The sequence below is a fragment of the Nocardia sp. NPDC050799 genome (assembly GCF_040654015.1).
Lineage (GTDB): Bacteria > Actinomycetota > Actinomycetes > Mycobacteriales > Mycobacteriaceae > Nocardia.
This window is the reverse complement of record NZ_JBFAHF010000002.1, coordinates 213,794-239,209: the sequence shown is the minus strand read 5'-3', so window position 1 is coordinate 239,209 and position 25,416 is coordinate 213,794. Positions and strand designations below refer to the sequence as shown.

Below are 25,416 nucleotides of genomic sequence, written 5' to 3'. Positions count from 1 at the left end.
CGGTGGCGGCGGCGCCGCGATCACATCCGACCCGGGTGCGCGGACCGGACCGGACCGAACGCTAGGGTGGTCGATCATGCCTGGTCTGCCCATTCCGCGCGCCCGTGCGCTGCTCGCCGTTCTGCTGGTCGCCGTCGCCCTGCTGGCGACCGCGTGCGGCAGCGGCGGCGGTGACGGCACTGCCCGCGACCTGTGCGCGCCGCCCGGGCCGGAGGCGGCCACCGCGGCACCGGGGAACCTGACCGCACCGGGTGCGGGCAAAGAGGATCGTTTCACCACCGAATCGACCGAACCGCCGGCCACGGTGGACGTCTCCCGGCTGGGCCTGATCCGGCCCGGTGTGCTGAGCGTCGGCACCCTCTCCGACGCGCCGCCCAGTATCTGTGTGAACTCCGCCGGCGCGTTCACCGGTTTCGACAACGAACTGCTGCGCGCGGTGGCCGCGAAGCTCGGGCTGCGGGTCGAGTACTCCGGTACCGAGTTCGCCGGCCTGCTGGCCCAGGTCGCGGGTAAGCGGTTCGACGTCGGGTCGTCCAACATCACCACCACCGACGCCCGGCGCGAGATGGTTGGTTTCACCAACGGCTATGATTTCGGCTACTTCTCGCTGGTGGTCAAGGACGGCAGCCCGGTGCACGGGTTCACCGATCTCGGGTCCGGTTCCCGGGTGGCGGTGGTGCAGGGCACGGTCCAGGACGAATACGTCGTCAATGAACTCGGCCTGGACCCGGTGAAATTCCCCGACTACAACACCGCCTACGCGAATGTGAAAACCGGCCAGGTGGACGCGTGGGTCGCCCCGTCTGCGCAGGCCCAGGGCGCGATCGCGCCGGGTGATGCGACCTCGGTCGTGGACAACTCGTTCAGCCTGGACAATTTTGTCGCGTGGGCGGTCGCCAAGGACAACAAGCCGCTGATCGACGCGCTCAACTCCGGGTTGGACGCGGTAATCGCCGACGGCACCTACGCCCGCCTCTACAGCGACTGGGTGCCCCGGGAGCTACCGCCCGGCTGGAAACCCGGATCGAAGGCCGCACCGGCCCCGCAGCTGCCCGATTTCGCCGCTCTCGCCGTCGAACAGGCTCCCGAGCAGCAGACCGCGCAGACACCGAAATCGACACTGGAGCAGCTCCGCGACACCTTCTTCGACTGGTCGCTCTACCGGCAGGCCTTCCCGGACCTGTTCAAAACCGGCCTGCCCAACACACTGATCCTCGCGCTGGTCTCCGGCGTGCTGGGCACCGTGATCGGCATGCTGCTCGCGGTGGCCGGAATCTCGCGGACCCGCTGGTTGCGCTGGCCGGCCCGGGTGTACACCGATATCTTCCGCGGCCTGCCCGCGGTGGTCATCATCCTGCTCATCGGCCTGGGGATCGGGCCGGTGGTCAGCGGTCTCACCGGCAACAATCCCTACTGGCTCGGCGCGGTGGCGCTGGCTCTGCTCGCCTCGGCCTATATCGGCGAGATCTTCCGCTCCGGTATCCAATCGGTGGAGCCGGGACAACTCGAGGCCGCCCGGGCGATCGGCTTCGGCTACCGGCAGGCGATGACGCTGGTGGTGATCCCGCAGGGGGTGCGCCGGGTACTGCCCGCGCTGATGAACCAGTTCATCGCGTTGATCAAGGATTCGTCGCTGATCTACTTCCTGGGGCTGCTGGCCACCCAGCGCGAACTGTTCGCGGTCGGCCGTGACCTCAACGCCCAGACCGGCAACCTGTCACCGCTGGTGGCCGCCGGCCTGGTCTATCTGCTGCTGACCATCCCACTCACCCATCTGGTGAACTACATCGACCGGCGGATGCGCACCGGCCGGCCCGATCAGCCGATCGACCCGGTCGAGCAGTCCGCCATCACCGAAGGCCGGGGGTAACCGATGAGCGCCTCACTGACCGGCACCGGACTCCACCTACGGCTGGGCGGTAATCCGATTCTGCGCGGGGTGGACATCCACGTCGACGCGGGTAAGACCACCACGGTGATCGGCCCATCCGGTTCCGGGAAGTCCACCCTGCTGCGCGTCCTCAACCGCCTGCACGAACCCGATGCCGGGGACATCCTGATCGACGGCGGCTCGGTGCTCACCGAAAACCCCGACCGGCTGCGGCAGCGCATCGGGATGGTCTTCCAGCAGTTCAATCTCTTCCCACACCGGACGGTGGCCGACAATATCGCGCTGGGACCGCGCAAGCTGCGCGGCCTGTCCAAGGAGGAGGGCCGCACGCTGGCGCTGGAACAGCTCGAGATCGTGGGGCTCACCGGCAAGGCCGACTCCCGGCCCGCCAACCTCTCGGGTGGTCAGCAACAGCGGGTCGCGATCGCCCGGGCGCTGGCCATGAAACCGGACATCATGTTCTTCGACGAGGCCACCTCCGCGCTGGACCCGGAACTGGTCAAGGGAGTGCTCGCGCTGATGTCGGAGCTGGCCGCGGGCGGTATGTCGATGATCGTGGTGACGCACGAGATGGGGTTCGCCCGCAGCGTCTCCGACCATGTGGTGTTCATGGACGGCGGTGTGGTGGTGGAGTCGGGCAGTCCGGACGAACTGTTCGACAACGCCGGAACGCCCCGCCTGCGAAGGTTTCTCGACCAAGTGCTGTGAGGCGACGATACTGAACCCATGAGTGAGGATTCCCCGGCCGCGAACCCCTACGGCACCCCGACCACCAGCGGACCGCGGCCCATCGGCCGGGCCCAGGGCCTGACCAACCGGGTGATCCGCACGCTGCTGCGGCTCCCGGGCCTGTCCCGCGTGGTGGGTAAACGACTGACGACCCTGCACGTCGTGGGCCGTAAATCCGGGCGCGCCTACGAGATCCCGGTCGCCTACACCGTGCACGGACAGACGCTGCTGATCGGCACGGCCCGGCGACCGTGGGTGAAGAACCTGACGACCGGCACCCCGCTCACCATCACCCGCGGCGGACGGCCCGAACAATTCGACCCGGTCGTGCACACCGAAGCCGAGGATGTACTGCGGCTGTTCGAGATCATCGCCCGGGACAACCGGACCAACGCGGGCTACAACGGCATCGGTTTCGATGGCGCGGGTAATCCGAACAAGGCCGATATCTACCAGACCTGGCAGCAGGGCGGGGTGGTGATCGAACTGCGCCCGATCCGATGACCCGGCCGAGTGGCCGGGGGATCAGCGCTGGCGCCAGCTCAGCGGACCCGGTAGATCGACGCTGTTCTTCTTGGTCCTGGAGTTCCACGACCAGGGGCCGATCTTGATACTCCACGAGGACAACCCCGACTGGGTGTAGTTCAACTTCAACGGTCCGAAGGACTGGCGTTTACGGAACCTGATGGGCATGAGCGACCTCCCTTGCTCCGACCCAGGATAACGGATCGGGTTCAGCCCTCGTGGCTTTCGCTGGTCAGCGGTATCCGGATGGCGGACAGGGGTACATCTCGCGCACCCTTCGAGCGGAACCGGCAGGTGCTGGAACCGCCGACGAGATCGGTCAGGAGTTCGGCGGGAAGTACGCGCTCGCGGCCGCCGAGGGCCTGACCGGTCTCGAACCGCTGCGACAAGCGGTGAACGGCGTCGGGGCCGGTGCGGGCGCATGGATTTCGGCGTCCGGGACGACAACAACGCCACCGGTGTCGAGCAGGCGGCGCACCAGCCGCCCGCTCGGACGTTCAACTCGCCAGGCAGCCCGGTCCGAGCAGGGCCTTCAGATCGCCCATGAGCGCCGAAGACGGCTCCACCCGCAAACTGTCGTCCAGTTTCAGCAGGGTCGTCTTCTCGCGCGCGCCCACATGCCGGACGTGCACATCCGAGGTCCCCGGATGCCGGGACAGCACCCGCTTCAGCTCGCCGATCTTATCGGGGGTGCACATCCGGGTGGAGATGGTGACGGCCAGCGGTTTCGCCACCCCGATCGCCGACAGATCCGGTACGGCGAGATCGTTGGCGATGAGCGAGATCCGGTCGTCCCGCATGGAGACGCGGGCTTTCACCAGGACCACCGCGTCCTCCACCACATCCATGCCGTACACGGAATAGGCCTGCGGGAAGAACAGTACTTCGATACCGCCGGTGAGGTCCTCGAGCTGGCAGGACGCCCACGCCAGACCGTTCTTGTTGATCCGGCGGTTCACCGAGGCGAGGATGCCGCCGACGGTGACCTGGGTACCGTCCTTGATATCGCCCTCGAGAATGGTCGGGATCTGGGTATCGGCCTGGGCGGCGAGCACATGGTCGACGCCGTTGAGCGGATGGCCGGATACATAGAGCCCGAGCATCTCCCGTTCCAGCGCGAGGCGGTGTTTGCTCTCCCACTCCTCGTCGGGCACCCTCACATCGAATACCGATGCCACCGATTCGCCACTGTCGTCGTCCATTCCGCCGAACAGGTCGAACTGGCCGATGGCTTCGGCCTTCTTGGTCGACATGACCGCGTCGATGGCATCCGAGTGCACCAGCATGAGCCCCTTGCGGGGATGGTTCAGCGAATCGAAGGCCCCGGCCTTGATGAGCGATTCGGTGACCTTCTTGGTACAGGCCACCGTATCGATCTTGTTCAGGTAATCGGAGAAATCAGTGAACTTCGATTTCTCGGTGCGGGCGTTGATGATCGAGTTCACCACGTTCTGACCGACATTGCGCACCGCGCCGAGCCCGAACCGGATATCCGCGCCGACCGAGGCGAAGTTGGTCTCCGATTCGTTCACATCGGGTGGCAGCACGGTGATACCGAGTTTGCGGCAGTCCGACAGATAGATCGCGGCCTTGTCCTTGTCGTCACCGACCGAGGTGAGCAGACCCGCCATGTATTCGGCCTTGTAGTTGGCCTTGAGATAGGCGGTCCAGAAGGAGACCAGCCCGTAGCCCGCGGCATGCGATTTGTTGAACGCGTATCCGGCGAAGGGGAGAATCGTGTCCCACAGTGCTTTGATCGCCGGTTTGGAAAAGCCGTTGGCCTGCATACCGGCCTCGAAGCCCTCGAATTCGGCCTCGAGTACCTCGGCCTTCTTCTTACCCATCGCGCGGCGCAGGATATCGGCTCGGCCGAGCGAATACCCGGCGACCTTCTGCGCGATCTGCATGATCTGTTCCTGATAGACGATCAGGCCGAAGGTGTCGGCGAGGATCTCCTTCAGGGGCTCTTCCAGTTCCGGGTGGATCGGCTTGACCTGTTGCCGGCCGTTCTTGCGGTCGGCGTAGTCGTTGTGCGCGTTCATGCCCATCGGACCGGGGCGGTACAGCGCGAGCACCGCGACGATGTCCTCGAAGCCGGTGGGTTGCATTCGGCGCAGCAGATCGCGCATTGCGCTGCCGTCGAGCTGGAAGACGCCGAGAGTGTCGCCGCGCGAGAGCAGTTCGTAGGTGGCCGGATCGTCGAGCGGCAGATTGTCCATATCGAGGTCGATACCGCGATTGGATTTGATGTTGTCCAGCGCGTCACCGATGACGGTGAGGTTGCGCAGGCCCAGGAAGTCCATCTTCAGCAGGCCGATGGCCTCACACGACGGATAGTCCCAGCCGGTGATGATGGCGCCGTCCTGCGCCCGCTTCCACAGCGGGATCGCCTCCATCAGTGGTTCGGAGGACATGATGACCGCGCAGGCGTGCACACCCGCGTTGCGGATCAGGCCCTCGAGGCCACGGGCGGTCTCGTAGATCTTCGCGACATCAGGGTTGCTGCCGATGAGTTCGCGGACCTCGGCCGCTTCCTTGTACCGCTCGTGCTCGGGATCCATGATCCCCGACAGCGGGATGTCCTTGGCCATGATCGGCGGCGGCAACGCCTTGGAGATCTGGTCGGCGATGGCGAACCCGGGCTGGCCGAACTGGACGCGCGCCGAATCCTTGATGGCGGCCTTGGTTTTAATGGTGCCGAAGGTGATGACCTGGGCCACCCGGTCGCTGCCCCAGCGGTCGGTGGCGTAGCGCACCATCTCACCGCGGCGGCGATCGTCGAAGTCGATATCGATATCGGGCATCGAGACGCGCTCCGGATTGAGGAAGCGCTCGAACAGCAGGCCGTGCGGGATCGGGTCGATATTGGTGATGCCCATGGCGTAGGCGACCAGTGATCCGGCCGCCGAACCACGGCCCGGGCCGACGCGGATACCGACCTCGCGGGCATGGTTGATCAGGTCACCGACCACCAGGAAGTAGGCCGGGAAACCCATTTCGATGATGACGTCGAGTTCGAACTCGGCGCGTTCGAGGTAATCGCGCGGCACCCCGTTCGGGAACCGCCGTTCCAGGCCGCGGTGCACCTCCTTGCGCAGCCAGCCGGCCTGATCCTCCCCCTCGGGCACCGGGAAGACCGGCATCCGGTCCCGGTGCTCCCATACCTCGGCGTAGGACTGGACCCGCTCCCCGATCCACACGGTGTTGTCGCAGGCACCAGGGATTTCGGCATCCCAGAGCGCGCGCATCTCCGCGGCGGATTTCAGGAAGTAGCCGTCACCGTCGAATTTGAACCGGGTGGGATCGGACAGGGTCTTCCCGGTCTGGACGCACAGCAGCGCCTCGTGGTTGCGGGCGTGTTCCTTGGTGACGTAATGGCAGTCGTTGGTGGCCAGCGGCGGGATGTCGAGCGCCCGGCCGACCTCGATCAGGCCCTGGCGGACCCGCGTCTCGATGGACAGGCCGTGATCCATCACCTCGAGGAAGAAGTTGTCGCGGCCGAAGATCTCCTGCCATTTGGCGGCGGCCTCGAGCGCCTCGCGCTCGTGTCCCAGCCGCAGCCGGGTCTGCACCTCACCGGACGGGCAGCCGGTGGTCGCGATGATGCCCTCGGCGTGGGCGGCGATGAGCTCCTCGTCCATCCGGGCCCATTTACCGAGCTGGCCCTCGATACTGGCCAGCGAGGACAGTTTGAACAGATTCCGCAGACCGGTCGCGTTCTCGGCGACCATGGTCATATGGGTGTAGGCGCCGGAGCCGGAGACGTCGTCGCTCTTCTGGCTCGGATCGCCCCACTGGATGCGTTTGGTGTCGAACCGGGAGCCGGGCGCGATATAGGCCTCGATCCCGATGATCGGTTTGATACCGGCCTTCTTCGCCGAATGGTAGAACTCGGCCGCACCGTACATATTGCCGTGGTCGGTCATCCCCACCGCGGTCATCCCGAGGCGGTCGGCCTCGGCGAACAACGGTGAGATCTTGGCCGCACCGTCGAGCATCGAGTATTCGGTGTGGTTGTGCAGATGAACGAATCCGGACGAGGCGGCCAAGATCTGTCCTTCCTCCCAATGGCTCGGCGGGGGTTGGTGTAGCGAGTTTATGCGCACCGTCCGACCGGTTCGGCGCCGGATGGGCGTGCCCGCGGGGCCCGGGCGTGTCGGCCGGGTGTCCCGGCGCGGGAAACCGATTCGGCCCCCGGCACGTCCGGTCACTGGTAGGGTCGTGCCGCGTCACATCCCGGCGGATTTCCGCCCGGCCCCCGATCGACCCCGCACGTGCACACCGACCAGCGAGGTGAACGATGACAGCACGCAGGACCGCGTTCGCGCTGCCCGCCGCCGCCGCACTCGCGGTGGGGACGCTGGCGACCACCGCCGCTCCCGCCGCGGCCGACGGCGGTTCGTTCCAGACGATCTACTCCCTCACCGACGGCCCGTGCGTCGCCCAGGTCGACACCTCGGTCAACGGTCCCGGCTATCCGGAGCACGCGTCGTTCACCGTCTCGACCATCATGTTCGGCATCGGGTCGTGCCACCTGCCGATCACCCTGAACTGGCGCAACCTCGACACCGGCGAGACCGGATCGGCCACCCAGAACGCGAACGGCCCGGGCCACTGGATGAGCGACGGCCCCTCGGCCCTGTTCCGTCCCGGAATCGGGCGTTTCACCGCGACCGTCACCGTCGGCGCGGCCCATATCCCCCAATCGGGATCGGTGGAATTCGTCGTCCAGAAGTACCAGGGGTGATCACCGGCCCCCGCAGACAGCTTCCGGCCCGTTCGGCGTAATAGGTCCCGGGAGGCCCTGAGCGGCCCGCCCCGACCTTCTTCCACCCGGTGCGCTCGCGACGCCGGATCTCCGACCTCGGCTCGCCGACGCGGGCCGGTCATCGCTTCCGGAGAAGGTTTCCCGCGGCAATGGCGGTTGCCGCGGGAAGCGTGAGACGATGACCGGCCCCCGTCGGCGAGCCGGATCGTGACGATCGGCCGGTGAGCCGGCCTACGACAGTGCCCGGCGGGGCCGGGCGTGACAGGTACGCCGCGACGCGGGGGCACCGGCGAGCCGGGCCGCGCGAGCCGGCGGTGCGCCGGCTCGTACCATGTGCCCGGGTCATTCGCCGGCGGAGCCGCTCGGCGATCGGCGAACCGGGTGGATCGGTACAGCGGCGCGAGGGCCGGGACGGGACAGGGAGTGCGATGACCGCGACCTTGCTCACCGTATCCGGTGCGGCGGTGCTGATCGCCGCGGCACTGCTCGTCTGGGCGCGTCCGCGGCGGATGGTCACCACCCCCGCCGAACGCGCGGTGCACACCGCACTGCACACCGCTTCCCTGGCGGCCCGGCCGCTGCGCCGGGGCCTCACCCGGGAGTCCGCCCAGGAGGCCGCCCCGCATCTGCGGGCCCTGGTCGGGGCCGAGGGTCTCGGGGTCAGCGATCCCGACGGCGCACTCCTCGCCTGGGACGGTGTGCACGAGCCGCTGGCGGCCGAGTTCACCGGGACAGCCCGGCGAGCCGTGGCAGCGCGGCGGCCCGTACTGGCGCATCTGCCCGAGACCGATCATCCGGGGCGCACCCTGGTCGCCCAACCGTTGCTCAGCGACAACGGCACCGTCGTGGGGGCGCTGGGGATGGTCACCGGCAGCCGGCCGGGCCCCGGCGCGCTCGGTGCGCTGGCCGAAGTCGCCCGGTATGCGTGCGGCCAACTGGAACTCGCCGAACTGGACGCCTCCCGGGCCCGGCTCGACCGTGCCGAGGTACGCGCGCTACGGGCCCAGATCAGCCCCCATTTCATCTACAACGCCCTGAACACCATCGCCTCGTTCGTCCGTACCGACCCGGACCGGGCTCGGGAACTCATCCTGGATTTCGCGGATTTCACCCGGTACTCGTTCCGCGACGCCGGGGAGTACACGGTACTGGCCGACGAACTCAGCAATATCGAACGCTATCTCGAACTCGAACGCGCCCGGTTCGGGCCGGCGCTGCAGGTGCGGTTGCGGATCGCCCCCGAGGTGCTCGGCGTCACACTGCCCTTCCTGGCCCTGCAACCGCTGGTGGAGAATGCCGTACGCCACGGGCTGGCGGCCACGCCGGGCGGTGGCACGGTCACCATCGAAGCACTCGATGCCGGGACCGACTGTGTACTCAGCGTGGAGGACGACGGTGCCGGTATGGAGCCCGACCTGTTGCGGTCCGGGTCCCTGGACACGGCCTCAGAGGGCGCGCATATCGGCCTGGCCAACGTGGACGACCGATTGCGTGCCGCCTTCGGCAACGACTACGGACTGGTGGTGGATACCGCGCCCGGCGCCGGGACCAGAGTGAGTATGCGAGTGCCCAAGTTCCGCCCCGGAATCCGGCCGTGACGCGAAGCCGGCCGAGCCCCGCTCACCCTCACAGAGCGGGGACCGGCCGGCCTGCGCCGAGCAGTACGGGGCCCGGATGCCGCCGCCGCGGCATCCGGGCCCGCGCTCAGTGCGCGACGGCTTTCTCGGCGCCGACCCCGGTCAGTGCCCGGACCTCCATTTCCGCGGCCTTCGCCGGATCTTCGGTGTCCTTGCCGCCGAGGTAGGTGCCGATCACCCCGAGCACGAACGCCAGCGGGATGGACACGATCCCCGGGTTGGACAGCGGGAACCAGTCGAAATCCAGGTCCGGCAGCATCGCGGTCGCCGATCCGGAGACCGCCGGGGAGAACACGATCAGCACGACCGTGGAGATCAGTCCCCCGTACATGCTGAACAGCGCGCCCGTGGTGTTGAACCGCCGCCAGAACAGCGAGTACAGAATGGTCGGCAGGTTCGCCGAGGCCGCGACCGCGAACGCCAGCGCCACCAGGAAGGCGATGTTCTGGCCGTTGGCCAGGATGCCCAGGGCGATGGCCAGCACGCCGATCACCACCGCGGTGATCCGGGAGACCCGGACCTGGGCGGCGTCGTCGGCCTTGCCGCGCCGGATGACATTGGCGTAGATATCGTGGGCGAACGAGGCCGATGCCGTGATGGTGAGTCCGGCGACCACCGCGAGAATGGTCGCGAACGCCACCGCCGAGATGATGCCCAGCAGGATCACGCCACCGAGTTCGAAGGCCAGCAGCGGCGCCGCGGCGTTCTGTCCGCCGGCCGCGCCGAGTATCCGGTCCGGGCCGACGATCGCCGCCGCGCCGTAGCCGAGCACCAGGGTGAACAGGTAGAAGGCGCCGATCAGCGCGATCGCCCAGACCACCGAACGGCGGGCCTCCTTGGCGGTCGGCACCGTGTAGAAACGCATCAGCACATGCGGCAGACCCGCGGTGCCCAATACCAGCGCCAGGCCGAGCGAGACGAAGTTCAGTTTCGACATCTCGCTGCCGCCGTACTGCGCGCCGGGGGCGAGGACGTCCCGCGCGGCCACTTTCGCGTTCTCGGACCCGCCGATCGCGCTCTGCGCGCCGGAAAGGATGCCGGAGGGATCGAACCCGAACTTCGCCAGCACCATCACCGTCATCACCGCGGCGCCCGCGATGAGCAGGACCGCCTTGATGATCTGTACCCAGGTGGTGCCCTTCATCCCGCCCACCAGCACGTACACGATCATCAGCAGACCGACCACGGCGATCACCACGGCCTGCCCGGTCTTACTGGACACATCCAGCAGCAGGGCCACCAGACCACCGGCGCCGGCCATCTGGGCGAGCAGGTAGAACAGCGACACGGCCAGAGTGCTGATCGCGGCCGCGGTACGCACCGGCCGCTGCTTCAGCCGGAAACTCAGCACATCGGCCATGGTGAACTTGCCGGTGTTCCGCAGCATTTCGGCCACCAGCAGCAGCGCCACCAGCCAGGCGACGAGGAAACCGATCGAATAGAGGAAACCGTCGTAGCCGTAGACCGCGATGGCGCCGGCGATCCCGAGGAAGCTCGCCGCGGACAGGTAGTCCCCGGCGATGGCTATCCCGTTCTGCGGCCCGGTGAAACCCCGGCCACCGGTGAAATAGTCGGTCGCGCCGGAGGTGTTGCGGCCCGCCCAGAGCACCACGACCATGGTGACCGCGACGAACAGCGCGAAGATGGCGATATTGGCGACCGGATTGCCGACCGTGGCGTCGGCGGCGTACAGCGTGGTCACGACCGGGTCCCTTCCAGTTCGGCGCGGAGCGCGGCGGCCCGCGGGTCCAGTTCCCGATTGGCGAAGCGGACGTAGAGACCGGTGATCACGAAGGTCGAGACGAACTGGCCCAGCCCCAGCAGCAGTCCGATATTGATCTCACCGAACACCGGAGTGGCCATGAAATCGTGCGCGTAGGCGCCGAGCAGCACATAACCGAGGTACCAGAGCAGGAACAGGGCGGCCATGGGAAAAATGAAGCGGCGCAGCCGGTTACGGAGTTCCTGGAACTCCGGGCTCGCCTGCGCGGCGACGAAATCGGGCGGCGGGCCGGCCCGCTCCCCGCTTTTGTCGAGATCGATATCGGTCATGCCGGGTCCCTCATCATGTGACGTGTATTACCTGAGCAGAAGGTAGCGGGCCGAGGGCGATTCGCGACCCCTGTGATGGGAGTCACTCGGTGGAGACGGGGAAGTGTGCGGTGAGCGGTCGCTGGGCCGCGACGAGCGGTCGGGGCCCGGTCGCTGCCGCCGATCAGTCCGGCCGGTGCCCGGGCACGCGGTCGGCGCCCATGCCCAGCCGCTCCGGGGCGTGCATCCGGACGAACGCCCGGCCCACCCCCGGCGGTCGCGGGGTCCAGCGACTGACCAGCACCATGGTCGCGAAGGCCAGCGGCACCGCCACGGCCGCGGGATAGCCGAGCAGCGCCGCGGCCCAGCCGTCCGCCAACTGGCCGGAGACGCCGCCCAGCACGGAGACCAGGGTCGCCGCGCCCGCCACGGTGCCGCCGGTCACCAGACCGGCGGCCGCACCCACTGCGGTGAGGCCGCGCCACCAGATTCCGAGCACCAGCAGCGGGCACAGGGTCGCGGCCGCGAGCGAGAACGCCAGCCCCACCGTGCGGGACAGGTCCAGCGAGACCACCCCCAGCGACAGTGTCAGCGGTACCGCGCCGGCGACCAGCGCCGCGACCCGGAAGTCCCGGATCCGCCCGCGCAGCACATCCGTACTCAGCACGCCGGCGATACTCACCACCAGCCCCGAGGACGTGGACAGGAAAGCGGCCATGGCGCCCGCCGCGACCAGCGCCGCCAGTAACTGCCCGGGCAGCCCCGCCAGCGCCGACGAGGGCAGCAGCAGGACCGCGGCATCGGATGTTCCGGTGATCAGCAGTTGCGGCACATATAGCCGGGCGAAGACACCCAGCAGCACCGGGAACAGGTAAAAGGTGCCGACCAGCGCGATCACGGCGAGCGCGGTGGAGCGGGCGGCCCGGCCGTCGCGGTTGGTGTAGAAGCGCACGAGGACATGCGGCAATCCCATGGTGCCCAGGAATGTGGCGATCATCAGCGAGTACACCTGGTATCGCGGATGCGGTCCGGCGAAACCGCCGCCGGGCAGCAGCCAGTGCGCGCCGTCGGCCGGGGCACCTGCCACCACCGGCACCGCCGCGCCCGGTTCGAGCACCAGCAGGGTGTCCCGGGCCAATTCGTGAATACCCGCCGCCAGCAGAACCGGACCGTCCACCGTGCGGTCGTCCAGGATCCCGTGCACCGAGACCCACTGCGGTGCGGCCAATTGCACGAGTACCGGGGTGGTCACCTCCACCGTGGTCTGCTCGCTCACCGTCGGCGGGGCGGGCGCGCCGAGTTCGCGGTCGCCGCCGGGCCGGTCGGCGGCGGAGAAATGCACCAGCAGGACCAGCGCGGGCAGCGCCACCGCGGTCAGTTTCAGCCAGTACTGAAAGGCCTGGACCAGGGTTATCGACCGCATCCCCCCGGAGACGACATTGGCCACCACGATCACCGCCACCGCGACCGCCCCCACCCAGCCCGGTACACCCAGCAGAATGCGCAGCGTCAACCCGGCGCCCTGGAACTGCGGGATCACGTACACCGCGCACACCAGCACCACCACCACGGCGGCGAGGCGGCGCAACCGCGGCGAACCCCACCGGAACTCGGCGAAATCGGGCACGGTGTAGGCCCCGGACCGCCGCAGCGGCGCCGCCACGAAGAGCAGCAGCGCCAGGTACCCGGCGGTGAAACCCACCGGGTACCACAGGGCATCGGCGCCGTATTTGGCGATCAGCCCGGCGACCCCCAGGAACGACGCGGCGGACAGATACTCACCGGAGACGGCGGCGGCGTTCCAGCGTGGGCCGACACTGCGGGAGGCCACCAGGAAATCCGAGGTCGTGCGAGCCCAGCGCACCCCGTACACACCGAGGACGACCGTCGCCAGCGCCGCCGCGAGCAGTGCCGCCACCGTGAGGCCGGACGCGGTCACCATTCCGGCCTGCCCATCGACCGGATCCGGGCCCCCGGCGCGGGCCGCTCAATCACCGGTGAGCTCGAGGAAATCATTCTCGTTGCGCTCGGCCAGCCGCAGGTACACCCGCCCGGTGAGCCACAGCAGCGGGTAGGCGGCTCCGCCCAGCACCAGCCACGGCAGCCGGATACCCAACACCACGGTCTCGGCGATCGCGGTCACGCCGAACAGCAGCGGGAGCGCGGCGAGGAGTAGGGCGATCACCAGACCACAGCTCAGGGCCAGCCCCAGTTGCGCCCGGATGAGCCCGCCGATCAGCGCCTCGCCGATCTCGGTCTGTTCGGCGACCTCCACCCGGGTCCGGACGCGGCGCGCGCCCCGGCGTTCGGCGAGCACCACCCGCCGGCGGGGCGGCCGCGGGGCGGGGCCGATCATCGCCGGTCCGGCGACGGATGCGGTCCGTGCACCAGCCGCTGTTTGAGTTCGCGTACCTGGCGACGGCTCACCGGAAGCTCCACCCGCTGCGCCCCGCGCAGACATACCAGCGTGCCCGAGCCCACCGTCCGCAGCCCGGTCACCCGCCCGAGCGCCACCAGATACGAGCGATGCACCCGCAGGAAATCCTCGCGCCAGCGGTCCTGCAACGCCGAGAGCGGGATGCGCACCAGATGAGAACCGGTGTCGGTGTGCAGCCGGGCGTAGTCGCCCTCGGCTTCCACCCAGTTCACCTGTGATCGGTGCACCAGTGTGGTGACCCCGCCCAGCTCGACCGGAATGACTTCGTGGCCCCCGAACGCACTCGGACCCGGCTCCGGATCGGTGCGGGTCCGGCGGTCGGCGATCCGCCGCACCGCGGCCCCCAGCCGCTGCCGGCGCACCGGTTTGAGCAGGTAGTCCACCGCGCCCAGATCGAACGCGGCCACCGCGTGATCCTCGTGCGCGGTGACGAAGACGATCGCCGGCGGATGCACGAATTCGGCGAGCACCCCGGCCAGTTCCATACCGTCCAGGCCCGGCATATTGATATCCAGGAAGACCGCGTCGACCGCGTGCGCCCGCAGAATCCGCAACGCGCCGGTCGCGTCGGCGGCGCCGTGCAGGTCGGTCACCGCGGGTTCGGCGCGCAGCAGATAGAGCAGCTCGTCCAGCGCCGGCTGCTCGTCGTCCACGGCCAGCACCCGCATCCGCCAGACCCTTCCTGCTCCTTCGACTCGCCCATCGTAGTCACCGGGGTCCGGCCGCGGGTCCGGTACGGGGGTTCGGAGCGGGTCAGGATCCGAGCTGGTCCATCCGCCGTTGCATCTCCTCGGGCTCGATATCCTCCACATGGGTGGCGACGGTCCACTGATGCCCCCACGGGTCCACGAACGAACCGGTCCGGTCACCGTAGAACTGGGTCTGCGGGGCGCTGATCTCGGTGGCGCCGGCGGCGAGCGCCGCGGCGTGGGCCGCATCCATATCCGGTACGTAGACATAGAGGTTGACCGGGGTGCCGCCGATCGAGTGCGGGTCCCGGAACGCCATATCCGGGGCCGGGTCGCCGAGCATCAGCACCGAATTACCGATCAGCAGCTCACAGTGCATCACGGTGTCGCCGGGACCCGGGATCCGCATCCGTTCGGTGGCCCCCAGCACCCGTTTGTAGAACTCCACCGCGTCCGCGGCCCCGGCGATCGCCAGGCCGGGGGAAATAGTGGGATAACCTTCGGGAACAGGGGGGACATCGGACATCACGGGACCTCCGGTCTCGGAGAGTTGTGTCGGACACCTGTGAGCCTATGCCCGGTTCCCGCCGATGGCCGTGGACGAACCCGGCCGCCGGATCAGCCGCCCCAGCTGACCTTCGTCTCGATGACTTGACGCAGCACCGTCGAGGTGCGCGGGTCACGGTAGAACTGGTGGCCGCCGATCGAGATCGACCCGGCCACCGGCAGCGGCAGGCCGAGATCCACGGTGATATCTCCGCTGCCCTGCATCGCGTAGTCCTCGATATCGAGGATGCCGGCCTCGTTCGGCAGATCCCAGATACTCGATTTCGGCGTCTGGGTGACGTCGAGCCGGATGGACAACCGTCCACCGTCGCGGGCGACCAGGGTGGCCGTGGTGATCTGGTCGAGGTCGACGCCGCCGCCCACGGTTTGCTGCACCCGCCATACCGCGCCCACCCCGACCGGTTCGTCGGGGAAGGTGATGGATCGGTAGACCGCCTGGTAGAAAGCTTGTTCCAGGGCAGCTCGCGCCGAATTGGAGGTGTCGGGGGCGGGCGCAAGACGCAACGCGGTGATTCCGCCGAGTTCGCTCATCTCGAACCCGGCGTGCGTTCCGTCGGCGGCGGTCAGCGCCTCCGACAACGCCGGATCGGAAGTCGTCACCGAACCGAGGGCGAGCTCCACCCCGTCGGCGTCGGTGGTGGCGGTCATCGGGATGGTCAGCGCCGGACTGGAGAAATCGCGGACCTGCTGGGAATCGATCTGCTGCTGGATACGGTGATCGGTGCGCAACGTCACCGCCTGGATCGTGCCGTCGTAGTAGGACGGCCGCAACATCGAACGGGGCTCCTCGCCGGGGTCCACCGTGGTGACCACGGCCGCCGCGATCGGCACGGTGACCTCGCCTATTCCGAGCGGTTCGGTGCCGTCTGCCTCCGCCCCGGAGTCGCCGCCGTCGCCGCAGCCGGAACCGAAAGCGGTGAGACCCACCGCGAGAACCACCATCAGCACTCTGGACCTTGCCAGGCGGGGCGTGGGAAACGAACACAACACCGTCACGCCCGACAGCCTACGAGGCGTACCTGAGCGTGGGCTGGGACATCGCGCCGACTCCCGGAAGCCCCGCCCGGCACCGGCGCTCGCGCCGCGACACACCGGGGCGGCGGCCCGTCGCCGGTGCGCGCGGGTGCCCACAGTGCTGGGCCGTCCCTCCTCGAGAGATGATGGTCGGCGTGAGTGAGGACCGGCCTACGCCAGAGCAGGACCCCGACGACCGCCCCGGCGGGACCGGCGCGCAACCGCGGCAGCGGCTGCGGCTACTGCTGGCGGTCGCCGGGACGCTGTTCGCGCTCGACCTGGTCACCAAGATCATCGTGGTCGCGCGGATACGTCCCGGCGAACCGGTGTCGATCATCGGTGACTTCGTGGAACTGGTGCTGGTGCGCAATCCGGGCGCCGCGTTCTCCATGGCCACCGGCATGACCTGGTTGCTGACGCTGATCGCGACCGCGGTGGTGATCGGGGTGCTGCGCATCGGCCGCACCCTGCGCTCGACCCTGTGGGCGATCGGCCTCGGCGGGGTCCTCGGCGGCGCGCTCGGCAACCTGATGGACCGGCTGTTCCGCGCGCCGGGCCCGCTACAGGGTCATGTGGTGGATTTCGTCTCGGTCGGCTGGTGGCCGGTGTTCAATGTGGCCGATTCCTCGATCGTGTGCGGGGCGATCCTGTTGGTGACGCTCACCGTCTTTGGTTTCGAACCCGACGGCACCCGCTACAAGGACAAGGCCACGTCCACCACGGATTCCGCCCCGGCCCCGGCCGACGAGCCCGGCCCCGGCCGGGACCGCTCCGCCGGTGACGCCACACCCGAGGACTCCGCGGCCGGCGCCGCTCCGGAGTCCACCGCCGGCAAGGGGCCCGGAACGTCCGCCACCGCCGACGGCAAGGAGACCGCCGCATGAGAGAGACCAGGACGATGCCCGTCCCCGACGGACTCGACGGGATGCGGGTGGACGCCGGCCTCGCGCGGCTGCTCGGACTGTCCCGGACCGCGGTCGCGGCCCTGGCCGAAGAAGGGGCGGTGCAGCTCGACGGAGTGGCCGCCGGCAAATCCGACCGGCTCACCGCGGGCGCCTGGCTCGAAGTGGTGTTTCCCGAACCGCGCCGGGAACTGAGTATCGACGCCGAACCGGTGGAGGGTATGAAGATCCTCTACGCCGACGACGATATCGTCGCCGTCGACAAGCCGGTCGGCGTCGCCGCGCACACCGGAGTCGGATGGAGCGGGCCCACCGTGGTCGGTGGGCTGGCCGCGGCCGGATACCGGATCTCCACCTCGGGTGCGCACGAACGGCAGGGCATCGTGCATCGCCTCGATGTCGGCACCTCCGGGGTGATGGTGGTGGCCCAGTCCGAACACGCCTACACCGTGCTCAAACGCGCGTTCAAACAGCGCACCGTGGACAAGCGCTACCACGCCCTGGTCCAGGGCCATCCCGACCCCAGCAGCGGCACCATCGACGCTCCCATCGGCCGCGCCCGCGGTAACGACTGGAAATTCGCGGTCACCTCCGACGGCCGGCCCAGCGTCACCCACTACGACACCGTGGAAGCGTTCCAGGCGGCGAGCCTGCTCGATATTCATCTGGAAACCGGCCGCACACATCAGATCCGGGTGCACTTCTCCGCGATCCGGCACCCCTGCTGCGGTGATCTCACCTACGGCGCCGATCCCCGGCTCGCCGAACGGCTCGGACTGAAACGCCAATGGCTGCACGCCCGATCGCTGGGCTTCCAGCACCCCGCCGGCGGCCGCTACCTGGAGATCACCAGCGAATACCCCGACGACCTCACCCACGCGCTGCGCGTGCTACGCGACGCCTGACCGCCGATGACCGAGGTACCCGCCGCCCCGCCGCACCGGCCCCGCAATATCCGCCGGGGGCTCGGTTACGGCGCGGCCGCGGCCGCCTGCGGTGTCTTCGTCCTCGCACTCGGCTACCTGATCCCCCCCGCCGAGGAGATCGTCTCCACCGACCGCCTCGGACCCGACCAGGGTGAATCCATCGCCGAATACCTCGACCGGGCCCGGGAATCGCTCACCGGGACAGACAGTGCGGATCGGTGGGCGCTGGTGTCGTTCACCGAGTACCGGCCCGCTACGGAGTTACGCGGCCGGGTCGGGGATCTGCGCATCGGCCAGGCGCTGTACCGAGTTCCGCTCCCACGGGTCGCGACTCCTCTGGTCGCGGTCCAGACCCCCGCCGGTGACGTCGCACTGCGGCGCTCCGGCACGGACGCCGCCTGGCAGCTGGCCGATCAACGCCGCTACGTCGGCGACGACCGCACCGCCCGCACCCTGGACGTGGTCGTCGCGCGCCTGCGCGCGGACTGCGCATGCTCCCCCGGCGTCATCGTCCGGGCCCCGCTGCCCCGGCTCCGCGAGCTCACCGGGCAGCCCGGAATCCGCGCGGTGCACGCGCTACCGGCCGACGCCGTCGCCGGACGGTTCGCCGTCGGCCCTCTGCTCCCCGACAGCCCCGACCCCGTGGGCCCGCCACCGGACGACGGGCCCGTCCCACCGGCCTGATCAGAAATCCAGTGTCACCACACCGTCGAGGTAGCGGTGGCAACGACCGGTCAGCAACACCCGGTCCTCGACCAACTCGACGCCGAGCGAGCCACCCCGCCGGGACAGCTGACGCGCCGTCAACCTGCTGCGCCCGAGCTCGGCACTCCACAGCGGCGCCAGCTGGGCATGCGCCGAACCGGTCACCGGATCCTCCGGCACACCCACCCCCGGCGCGAAGAACCGCGAGACGAAATCCACCTCGTCGCCCCGGGCGGTGACCACCACACCCCGTTGCACCTTCGGAAAGGCACTCAGGGCCGGAGCCAGCTCCCGGACCTGTCGCTCGCTGTCCAGCACCACGACCACATCCGCGCCCGAGTACACCCGTACCGGCTCCACCCCCAGCGCCGCCACCAGTGCCGCATCCGGTTCGGCCGGAACGGAGGCCACCGCGGGCAGATCCAGCACGTATTCGTCGTCATCGGTGCGATCCACCCGCAACCAGCCACTATGGGTGAAGAAACCGACCCGGTCCTCGCCCGGCTGGATATCGCAGAGAATATGCGCCGCCGCCGCCAAAGTGGCGTGCCCGCACATCACCACCTCGGTCATCGGCGTGAACCAGCGCAGATGGTAGGCGGGCCAACTCCCCGGCGGCACCCCGGCCTCCGGGGGTAACCGGGAGGTATAGAAGGCCGTCTCGGCGAGATTGTTCTCCTCGGCCAACTGTTGCAGCACGGTATCGGGCAACCATGTGGGCAACGGCATCACCGCTGCCGGGTTCCCGGAGAACGGTGCGTCGGTGAACGCGTCGATCTGGTGCAGCAGAACCTCCATGCCACGAAGGTACTGTGTTTTTCGACACCGGGATCCTTCACCCGCTATCGGCCGGCGGGCCTCAGTTCAGGACTCGCCCGGCGCGGCAGGGATCAGCTTGTGCGATTCGCCCCGCACACTCGCGCCCACCCACCAGGCGACCTCCACCAGCACGATGCCCACCACGCCACAGACGAACGCGGCGGTGGTCAGGCGCAGGTTGGACGGGTCCAGCGCGAAGAATTCCCGGGTGAAGGGGACGGTGAAGAGCACCAGGTAGGCCGTCACCGAGACCCCGATCAGCACGACCTTCCACCAGGTGTAGGGGCGGGCGACGATCGCCAGCACCCACACCGCGATCATGATCAGGGTGATGAGCGCGGTGGTGCCGGCCTGCATCTTCTGCTGCTCGCCGGCCTCGGGGCCGGCGTAGGCGATGAGGTAGGCGACGAAGGTCGCGGTACCGATGACCGCGCCCGAGGGGATCGCCAGCCGCATCACCCGGCCGACGAATCCGGTGCGGGCCCGTTCGTTGTTCGGGGCCAGCGAGAGGATGAAGGCGGGGATACCGATGGTGAACCAGGCCGCGATCGTCACGTGCCGGGGCAGGAACGGGTAGCCGATGGGTTCGTAGCCGAAGATCTGCGAGCCCACGCCGGCGACGCCGATCAGAAAGGCCAGCAGCACCGAGTAGACGGTTTTGGTCAGGAACAGGTTGGAGACCCGTTCGATATTGCCGATGACCCGGCGGCCCTCGCCCACCACGTACGGCAGGGTGGCGAATTTATTGTCCAGCAGCACGATCTGTGCGACCGCCCGGGTGGCCGGGCTGCCCGCGCCCATGGCCACACCGATATCGGCGTCCTTGAGTGCCAGCACGTCGTTGACCCCGTCGCCGGTCATGGCCACGGTGTGCCCGCGGGACTGCAGCGCGCCGACCATGGCCCGCTTCTGGTCGGGGCGGACCCGCCCGAAGGTGGTCCGCTCCTCGAGTACTCCGGCGAGTTCGGCGCGGTCCTCGGGCAGGGTCCGCGCGTCGACGGCGTGGTCGCCGCCGGGCAGGTCCAGGGCAGAGGCGACCGCGCCCACCGAGACGGCGTTGTCCCCGGAGATCACCTTGATCGACACGTCCTGGCTCGCGAAGTAGTCCAGGGTGTCGCGGGCGTCGGGCCGTACCTTCTGTTCGAGGACCACCAGGGCGACCGGGGTGATGGTGCCGGGGGCGCCCGTCGCGTCCATCGCGCGGTCGCCGCGGGCGAGCAACAGCACGCGCAGACCGGTGGCGCCGAGTTCCTCGGCGGCGCGGGCATCGGCCGATCCGGCGTCGAGCAGCACATCGGGTGCGCCCAGCAACCAGTCCCCGTGCTCTCCGTAGGAGAAACCGCTCCACTTCTTGGCCGAGGAGAACGGCGCCACGGCCGTGTACTCCCAACCAGGTGTCCCCGGGAGTGCTTCGGCGATGGCCTGGACGCTGGCATTGGGCCGGGGATCGTCGGCGGCCATGGCGGCCAGCGCCTGCCGGGCCCGGTCCTCGGCGTCCGGACCGGTGTCGATCATCCGGAGTTCGGCCAGGCGCATACCGTTCTCGGTGAGAGTGCCGGTCTTGTCCGCGCACACCACATCCACCCGGGCCAGTCCCTCGATGGCGGGCAGCTCCTGGACCAGGCATTTGCGCTGCCCCAGCCGCACCACACCGACCGCGAACGCGATCGAGGTCATCAGCACCAGACCCTCGGGCACCATCGGCACCAGCGCGGCCACCATTCCGGTGACGGCCGGCCGCCAGGACTCTCCGCTGGACACCAGCTGGTTGTAGATGCTCAGGGCACCGGCGGGGATGAGTAGATAGGTGATGACCTTGAGGATGGTGTCGATACCGTTGCGCAATTCGGAATTCACCAGGGTGAACTTGCTGGCCTCGTCGGCCAGTTTCGCGGCGTAGGCGTCCTTGCCGACCTTGGTCGCCCGGTAGACGCCCGAGCCGGACACCACATAGCTGCCCGAGAGCACCTGCGCGCCGGATTCCTTGGCGACATCGTCGGATTCGCCGGTGAGCAGCGATTCGTCGATCTCGAGCAGTTCGGCTTCGACCACCTCGCCGTCGACCACGATCTGGTCACCCGGTCCGAGTTCGATGAGATCGTCGAGGACCACCTCACTGGGCGCGACCTGTTCGGACTTACCGTTCCGGCGCACAGTCGGTTTCGCCTGACCGACGATCGCCAACCGGTCCAGGGTGCGTTTGGCCCGGATCTCCTGCACGATGCCGACCGCGCTGTTGGCCACGATCAGCAGCCCGAACATTCCGTCGATCACCGATCCGGTGGCCATCACCAGGACGAACAGCACACCCAGGATGGCATTGATCCGGGTGAACACATTCGCCCGGACGATATCGCGCACCGAACGGCCGGCCCGGTCCGGTACATCGTTGGTGAGCCCGTCGCGCCGGCGCTGCGCCACCTCCGCGGCGGTGAGACCGAGCATCCCGACGGACTGCACAGTTGTCGACATGGGTGTCAGCGTAACCAGCGCCGCGGCGCGCGGCTCACCAGGCGACGTTGATCGGGCCGGGCGTCCAGGTCCCCGAGTGGTCCTCCTGCGTCGTGCGCGGATGGGCCGGAACCGCACCGGGATCGATGGGGAGGAACTGCTGCAGCTGTCCCCAATCGCGATCCCAGTCCTGGTCGAGATAGGTCGGCAGGGTGCGGGCGTGCAGCAGCAGACCGGTCCAGCCCAGCGGGCCACCACCGTCGTGGTTCTGCCACAGGTTGGTGTCGTTCGCGCCGATCCGGTCCGGCAGGATGCGGTATTTCGGCACCTCGGCGATGCCGATGCGGTGGTCGAAGGGCCGCTGGCACGGGAACTGCAGGCCCACCGCCCAATCCAGCAGCACCGGATCGTCGGATCCGACCACCGTGTTCAGGTCCTGGGTCTGCGGCATCCGCGGCGGGGTGAAGGCCAGCCACTGGCGCGGATCGCGATCGCGGTCGGCGGCCACGATGCGCACGGTGTCGGCATCGGCGTAGGGCGCCAACGGGACCCGCAGGTTGCGCCACGACGGCGCCGGGCCGATATCGATCGGATTCACCCGGCGCAGCGGCACCGGGTCCGCGGCCGAACCGCCCGGCGCGGTGGTGGAGCCGAATTCCAGTTCCAGTGACTGTCCGTGGGTCACCACACCGTCGGTGTCCTGCGACCAGATTCGGCCCGCGGCGCCGAGGGCGAGGATATCCGCGCGGTCGGCGGCCGGTGGCAGCCGATACCAGCCGGAGGTCAGTTGGGCCGGGCCGTCGGCGTGATCGCTGCCCAGGACCGGAGTCCCCGGATCCAGGCCGAACGGCAATGCGGGACTGTCGGTTTCGGTCGCGACACCGGTGCCCGCGGTTGCCGCGCCCACCGAATCGGCGATGGCGGCGTCGGCGCCTTCCTCGGCATCGGCGCTCAGGTCCGCCGCGACTCCGGTGGGGCTGAAGCCTGTTCCGGTACCGGCCAGGGCCGCGGCGGGATCACCGGCGAGCGGGGTGAGCATGCTGCGGTTGGGGTCGGTCTCCACCAGTACGTGCGGGGCCAGGCCGCAGGTGTTCCCGGCGAGCGCGCTCAGGTTCGAACTCGCCAGCGAGAAGGCCGGGTATTGGGAGACGGCACCCTTCGCGAACGACGCCACCTCGAACAGCACCATGAACGCGGCGGCCACCGTCAGGGCCGGCACCTTGGCGAACCGCCAGCCCCAGCGCGAGATCCGGTGCTGCCCGTCATCGGGTGCCCGCACATGCCACCACGCCGCCAGCGCCAGCAGCGCCACGGCGCCCAGCAGGAAGACCTTGTTGAAGGCGATACCGGCCACCGACGGCTGTTTGTCCCACCACGGGACGCTGTAGGAGGAGACGTACCACCAGCCGTTGGGGCCGGCGAACACGAGAGCCAGCAGGAACGACACCGCGGCGGCGAACAGTGCCCGGTTGCGCGGCGCGCGCATGACCCGCGGCCCGATCGCGACGGCCGTCAATACCGCCACCGCGCCGGCCAGCCCGGCGAAGACACCGAGGTGGTGGGTCCATTTGGTCGGGGTGGTCATCATCAGCGCCATGGCGCCGACGGTGACTCCGAGGATGCGCCGCGACGGCCCCACCGCGGCGGTGGGAATCCGGCCGCCCTTACGCAGCAGGGTGAGCAGGCATACCGCCAGCCCGGCGATCATCACGAAGATCCCGAAGCGGCGGGCCACCGAGCCGTCGACCGTACCCATGAACAGGTACTGATAGCGCAGATATTCGTCGAACCAGAGCACATGCGGACCGGCCAGTTCGTGCACCCGGCGCATTTCCATCATGGCGCTGAACGGCTGGTCGGCGAAGGCCACCACCAGCACGAGGACACCCGCGGCGGCCAGCGGCAGCACGTGCGCGAGCCGGCCGATCCGCGGCGCGCGGGCGGCGAGGATCTTGATCAGCGGCCGCAGTCCGGCGAGCAGGGCGGCCACGCAGATGATGCCGTGCGGGCCGGCGGTGCAGCTGAAGGCGGCGATCAGCAGCGCGACCGCGAACGGCAGCAGCCGCCGGGTAGCGATACCGCGCTCGACCGAGCACCAGGTGAGCAGCACCCCGAGCGCGACGATGGGCTCGGGTCGCAGCCCGTTGTTGTAGGGCAGCCAGACGGCCAGGAACACCAGCGCGCCGGTCCACGGGACGAACGTGTTGCGATGCAGCGCGGCCCCGAACCGGGGCACCACCTCGCGACTGATCACCAGCCAGGCCAGGATGCCCGCCAGCAGACCGGGCAGCCGCACCCAGGGGCTGGCGGTGGTGAGATCGGCCATCAGGCCGATGAGGTCGTAATACGGGGTGCCGACCGGGTTCTCCGGGACCCCGAACCAGCGGAAGTAGTTCGCCATATAACCGGCAGCCTGCGAGGTGCGGCCCATGCCGAACTGGTAGCCGTCGTCGGAGGTGGTGGCGCCGATGAAATGCCACAGCACCAGCGTGCCCAGCACCACCACATCGACCGGACGGAAGGTCCACCAGCGGGCCGGCAGGAACCGGCGGGCGCGGCGTCCGTCGAGGCTGTCCAGCCGGTGCAGCGCGAACAGTGAGATCAGTGTCGCGGCGACCGCCACCCAGATCGCGATCTGTTTCAGCGGAGTCGGGCTGGAGGTGAACCGGCTGTCGACCTCGGCGGTGACCCGGGTGCCCGCGGGATCGGTCAGATCGCTGAACACACCGACCAGTTGGGGGCGGAAATCACCGCTCAGCACCACCGGCTCCGATCCGGTGAGCGAGGCGACGGATTCGGTCATCCCGGCGCGCACGTCGAGTTCGCAGTTCGGGGGCAGTTCCGCGACCGGAACGCTGAACAGCGATTGGTTGCGCAGGACGACGTCGAGCTGCGCCCCGGCCTCCGGTGTCGCGGGCCGGACCCGGGCCAGGAAACCGTAGCGTTCCAGATCGGGTGCGCCGTAGGGCGCGGTGGCGGTCAGCACCCCGCCGCCGGCCCCGAGTTGCTGGATCGCCGCACACGGCACAGTGGCCGTGTAGTCCAACGGCGCGTACGCGACCAGCGGGGCCTCGATCGAGGCGGCGGAATCGTCCTGCGGCCAGGACAGTGTTGCGGCGTCGACCCGGACCGGCAGCAGGGGTACCGCTATCGCCAGCACTGCTCCGATGAGCGCCGACACCAGCGCGACCGGCCGCGCCCAGCCACCCCGCGATCGGGATCGGGGACCGTCGGAGAGATCTGTCGGCTCGGGCGCCGCCACCACCATCGTGTCAGCCACGGGGCGCAATCCTAGCGGGGGTCGCGCACACCGCTGCGGCTGCGC

General features: G+C 69.0%; 21 protein-coding genes. 8 read left to right on the top strand and 13 right to left on the bottom strand.

Features of this window, described 5'->3' with window-relative positions; translation table 11 throughout:
* The first annotated feature begins 76 nt into the window (after nt 1-76).
* The 3 genes from AB0H42_RS03745 to AB0H42_RS03735 are packed head-to-tail and all read left to right on the top strand — an operon-like array spanning nt 77 to nt 3,124.
* Nucleotides 77-1,870 carry an ABC transporter substrate-binding protein/permease gene (locus tag AB0H42_RS03745; RefSeq protein WP_357049281.1) on the top strand — a complete coding sequence of 598 codons (1,794 nt, stop codon included), beginning with the start codon at nt 77-79 and terminating at the stop codon, nt 1,868-1,870.
* A 3-nt stretch (nt 1,871-1,873) separates the two neighbouring features.
* Nucleotides 1,874-2,599 (top strand): amino acid ABC transporter ATP-binding protein, encoded by a 726-nt coding sequence (locus AB0H42_RS03740; protein WP_357049278.1) that lies wholly within the window; start codon nt 1,874-1,876, stop codon nt 2,597-2,599.
* A gap of 18 nt (nt 2,600-2,617) precedes the next feature.
* Nucleotides 2,618-3,124: a hypothetical protein gene (locus tag AB0H42_RS03735; protein WP_357049276.1), complete on the top strand. Its 507-nt coding sequence runs from the start codon at nt 2,618-2,620 to the stop codon at nt 3,122-3,124.
* Nucleotides 3,125-3,145: 21 nt separating this feature from the next.
* Here AB0H42_RS03735 and AB0H42_RS03730 read toward each other — a convergent pair whose 3' ends face one another.
* The 3 genes from AB0H42_RS03730 to dnaE all read right to left on the bottom strand — a co-directional run bounded on the left by AB0H42_RS03730 (nt 3,146) and on the right by dnaE (nt 7,194).
* A complete protein-coding gene (locus tag AB0H42_RS03730) occupies nt 3,146-3,313 on the bottom strand; it encodes a DUF4236 domain-containing protein (protein ID WP_081877120.1) in 168 nt (55 codons plus the stop codon).
* A 41-nt stretch (nt 3,314-3,354) separates the two neighbouring features.
* Nucleotides 3,355-3,534, bottom strand: a complete 180-nt coding sequence (locus AB0H42_RS03725; protein ID WP_357049273.1) for a hypothetical protein — start codon at nt 3,532-3,534, stop codon at nt 3,355-3,357.
* Nucleotides 3,535-3,642: 108 nt separating this feature from the next.
* Entirely contained in the window at nt 3,643-7,194 is a 3,552-nt protein-coding gene (dnaE, locus tag AB0H42_RS03720; protein ID WP_357049270.1) for a DNA polymerase III subunit alpha, read from the bottom strand.
* Nucleotides 7,195-7,445: 251 nt separating this feature from the next.
* Between dnaE and AB0H42_RS03715 the strand changes: the two genes are divergently transcribed.
* Both AB0H42_RS03715 and AB0H42_RS03710 read left to right on the top strand, forming a co-directional pair.
* Entirely contained in the window at nt 7,446-7,892 is a 447-nt protein-coding gene (locus AB0H42_RS03715; protein ID WP_357049267.1) for a hypothetical protein, read from the top strand.
* A 449-nt stretch (nt 7,893-8,341) separates the two neighbouring features.
* Nucleotides 8,342-9,511, top strand: a complete 1,170-nt coding sequence (locus tag AB0H42_RS03710; protein WP_357049264.1) for a histidine kinase — start codon at nt 8,342-8,344, stop codon at nt 9,509-9,511.
* 106 nt (nt 9,512-9,617) lie between these two features.
* On the opposite strand, the gene AB0H42_RS03705 is transcribed toward AB0H42_RS03710, so the two are convergent.
* The 7 genes from AB0H42_RS03705 to AB0H42_RS03675 form a co-directional block, all read right to left on the bottom strand.
* A complete protein-coding gene (locus AB0H42_RS03705; protein WP_357049261.1) occupies nt 9,618-11,252 on the bottom strand; it encodes a cation acetate symporter in 1,635 nt (544 codons plus the stop codon).
* Nucleotides 11,249-11,602 carry a DUF485 domain-containing protein gene (locus AB0H42_RS03700; protein WP_357049258.1) on the bottom strand — a complete coding sequence of 118 codons (354 nt, stop codon included), beginning with the start codon at nt 11,600-11,602 and terminating at the stop codon, nt 11,249-11,251. Before AB0H42_RS03700 ends, AB0H42_RS03705 begins: the two co-directional genes overlap by 4 nt.
* 163 nt (nt 11,603-11,765) lie before the next feature.
* Entirely contained in the window at nt 11,766-13,523 is a 1,758-nt protein-coding gene (locus AB0H42_RS03695) for a cation acetate symporter (protein ID WP_357049255.1), read from the bottom strand.
* A 45-nt stretch (nt 13,524-13,568) separates the two neighbouring features.
* Nucleotides 13,569-13,937 (bottom strand): hypothetical protein, encoded by a 369-nt coding sequence (locus AB0H42_RS03690; protein WP_357049252.1) that lies wholly within the window; start codon nt 13,935-13,937, stop codon nt 13,569-13,571.
* A complete protein-coding gene (locus AB0H42_RS03685; RefSeq protein ID WP_357049249.1) occupies nt 13,934-14,686 on the bottom strand; it encodes a LytTR family DNA-binding domain-containing protein in 753 nt (250 codons plus the stop codon). The genes AB0H42_RS03690 and AB0H42_RS03685 overlap by 4 nt, the downstream gene beginning before the upstream one ends.
* A gap of 85 nt (nt 14,687-14,771) precedes the next feature.
* On the bottom strand, nt 14,772-15,233 hold the full coding sequence (locus AB0H42_RS03680; protein ID WP_356956082.1) for a VOC family protein: 462 nt from the start codon (nt 15,231-15,233) through the stop codon (nt 14,772-14,774).
* 92 nt (nt 15,234-15,325) lie between these two features.
* Nucleotides 15,326-16,270 carry a hypothetical protein gene (locus tag AB0H42_RS03675; protein ID WP_357049246.1) on the bottom strand — a complete coding sequence of 315 codons (945 nt, stop codon included), beginning with the start codon at nt 16,268-16,270 and terminating at the stop codon, nt 15,326-15,328.
* Between the two features lie 161 nt (nt 16,271-16,431).
* Here AB0H42_RS03675 and lspA point away from each other — a divergent pair, with 161 nt between their 5' ends.
* The 3 genes from lspA to AB0H42_RS03660 are packed head-to-tail and all read left to right on the top strand — an operon-like array spanning nt 16,432 to nt 18,800.
* On the top strand, nt 16,432-17,172 hold the full coding sequence (lspA, locus tag AB0H42_RS03670) for a signal peptidase II (RefSeq protein WP_357049243.1): 741 nt from the start codon (nt 16,432-16,434) through the stop codon (nt 17,170-17,172).
* The gene (locus tag AB0H42_RS03665) at nt 17,169-18,095 is read left to right on the top strand and encodes an RluA family pseudouridine synthase (protein ID WP_357049240.1); all 927 of its coding nucleotides are present in this window, start codon (nt 17,169-17,171) and stop codon (nt 18,093-18,095) included. The genes lspA and AB0H42_RS03665 overlap by 4 nt, the downstream gene beginning before the upstream one ends.
* 6 nt (nt 18,096-18,101) lie before the next feature.
* Nucleotides 18,102-18,800, top strand: a complete 699-nt coding sequence (locus tag AB0H42_RS03660; protein ID WP_357049237.1) for a hypothetical protein — start codon at nt 18,102-18,104, stop codon at nt 18,798-18,800.
* Here AB0H42_RS03660 and AB0H42_RS03655 read toward each other — a convergent pair whose 3' ends face one another.
* The 3 genes from AB0H42_RS03655 to AB0H42_RS03645 all read right to left on the bottom strand — a co-directional run bounded on the left by AB0H42_RS03655 (nt 18,801) and on the right by AB0H42_RS03645 (nt 25,371).
* Complete coding sequence (locus AB0H42_RS03655) at nt 18,801-19,619, bottom strand: PhzF family phenazine biosynthesis protein (RefSeq protein WP_357049234.1); 819 nt, start codon at nt 19,617-19,619, stop codon at nt 18,801-18,803.
* 66 nt (nt 19,620-19,685) lie between these two features.
* A complete protein-coding gene (locus tag AB0H42_RS03650) occupies nt 19,686-22,112 on the bottom strand; it encodes an HAD-IC family P-type ATPase (protein WP_357049231.1) in 2,427 nt (808 codons plus the stop codon).
* A gap of 34 nt (nt 22,113-22,146) precedes the next feature.
* Nucleotides 22,147-25,371: an arabinosyltransferase domain-containing protein gene (locus AB0H42_RS03645; RefSeq protein WP_357049228.1), complete on the bottom strand. Its 3,225-nt coding sequence runs from the start codon at nt 25,369-25,371 to the stop codon at nt 22,147-22,149.
* Nucleotides 25,372-25,416: the final 45 nt, after the last annotated feature.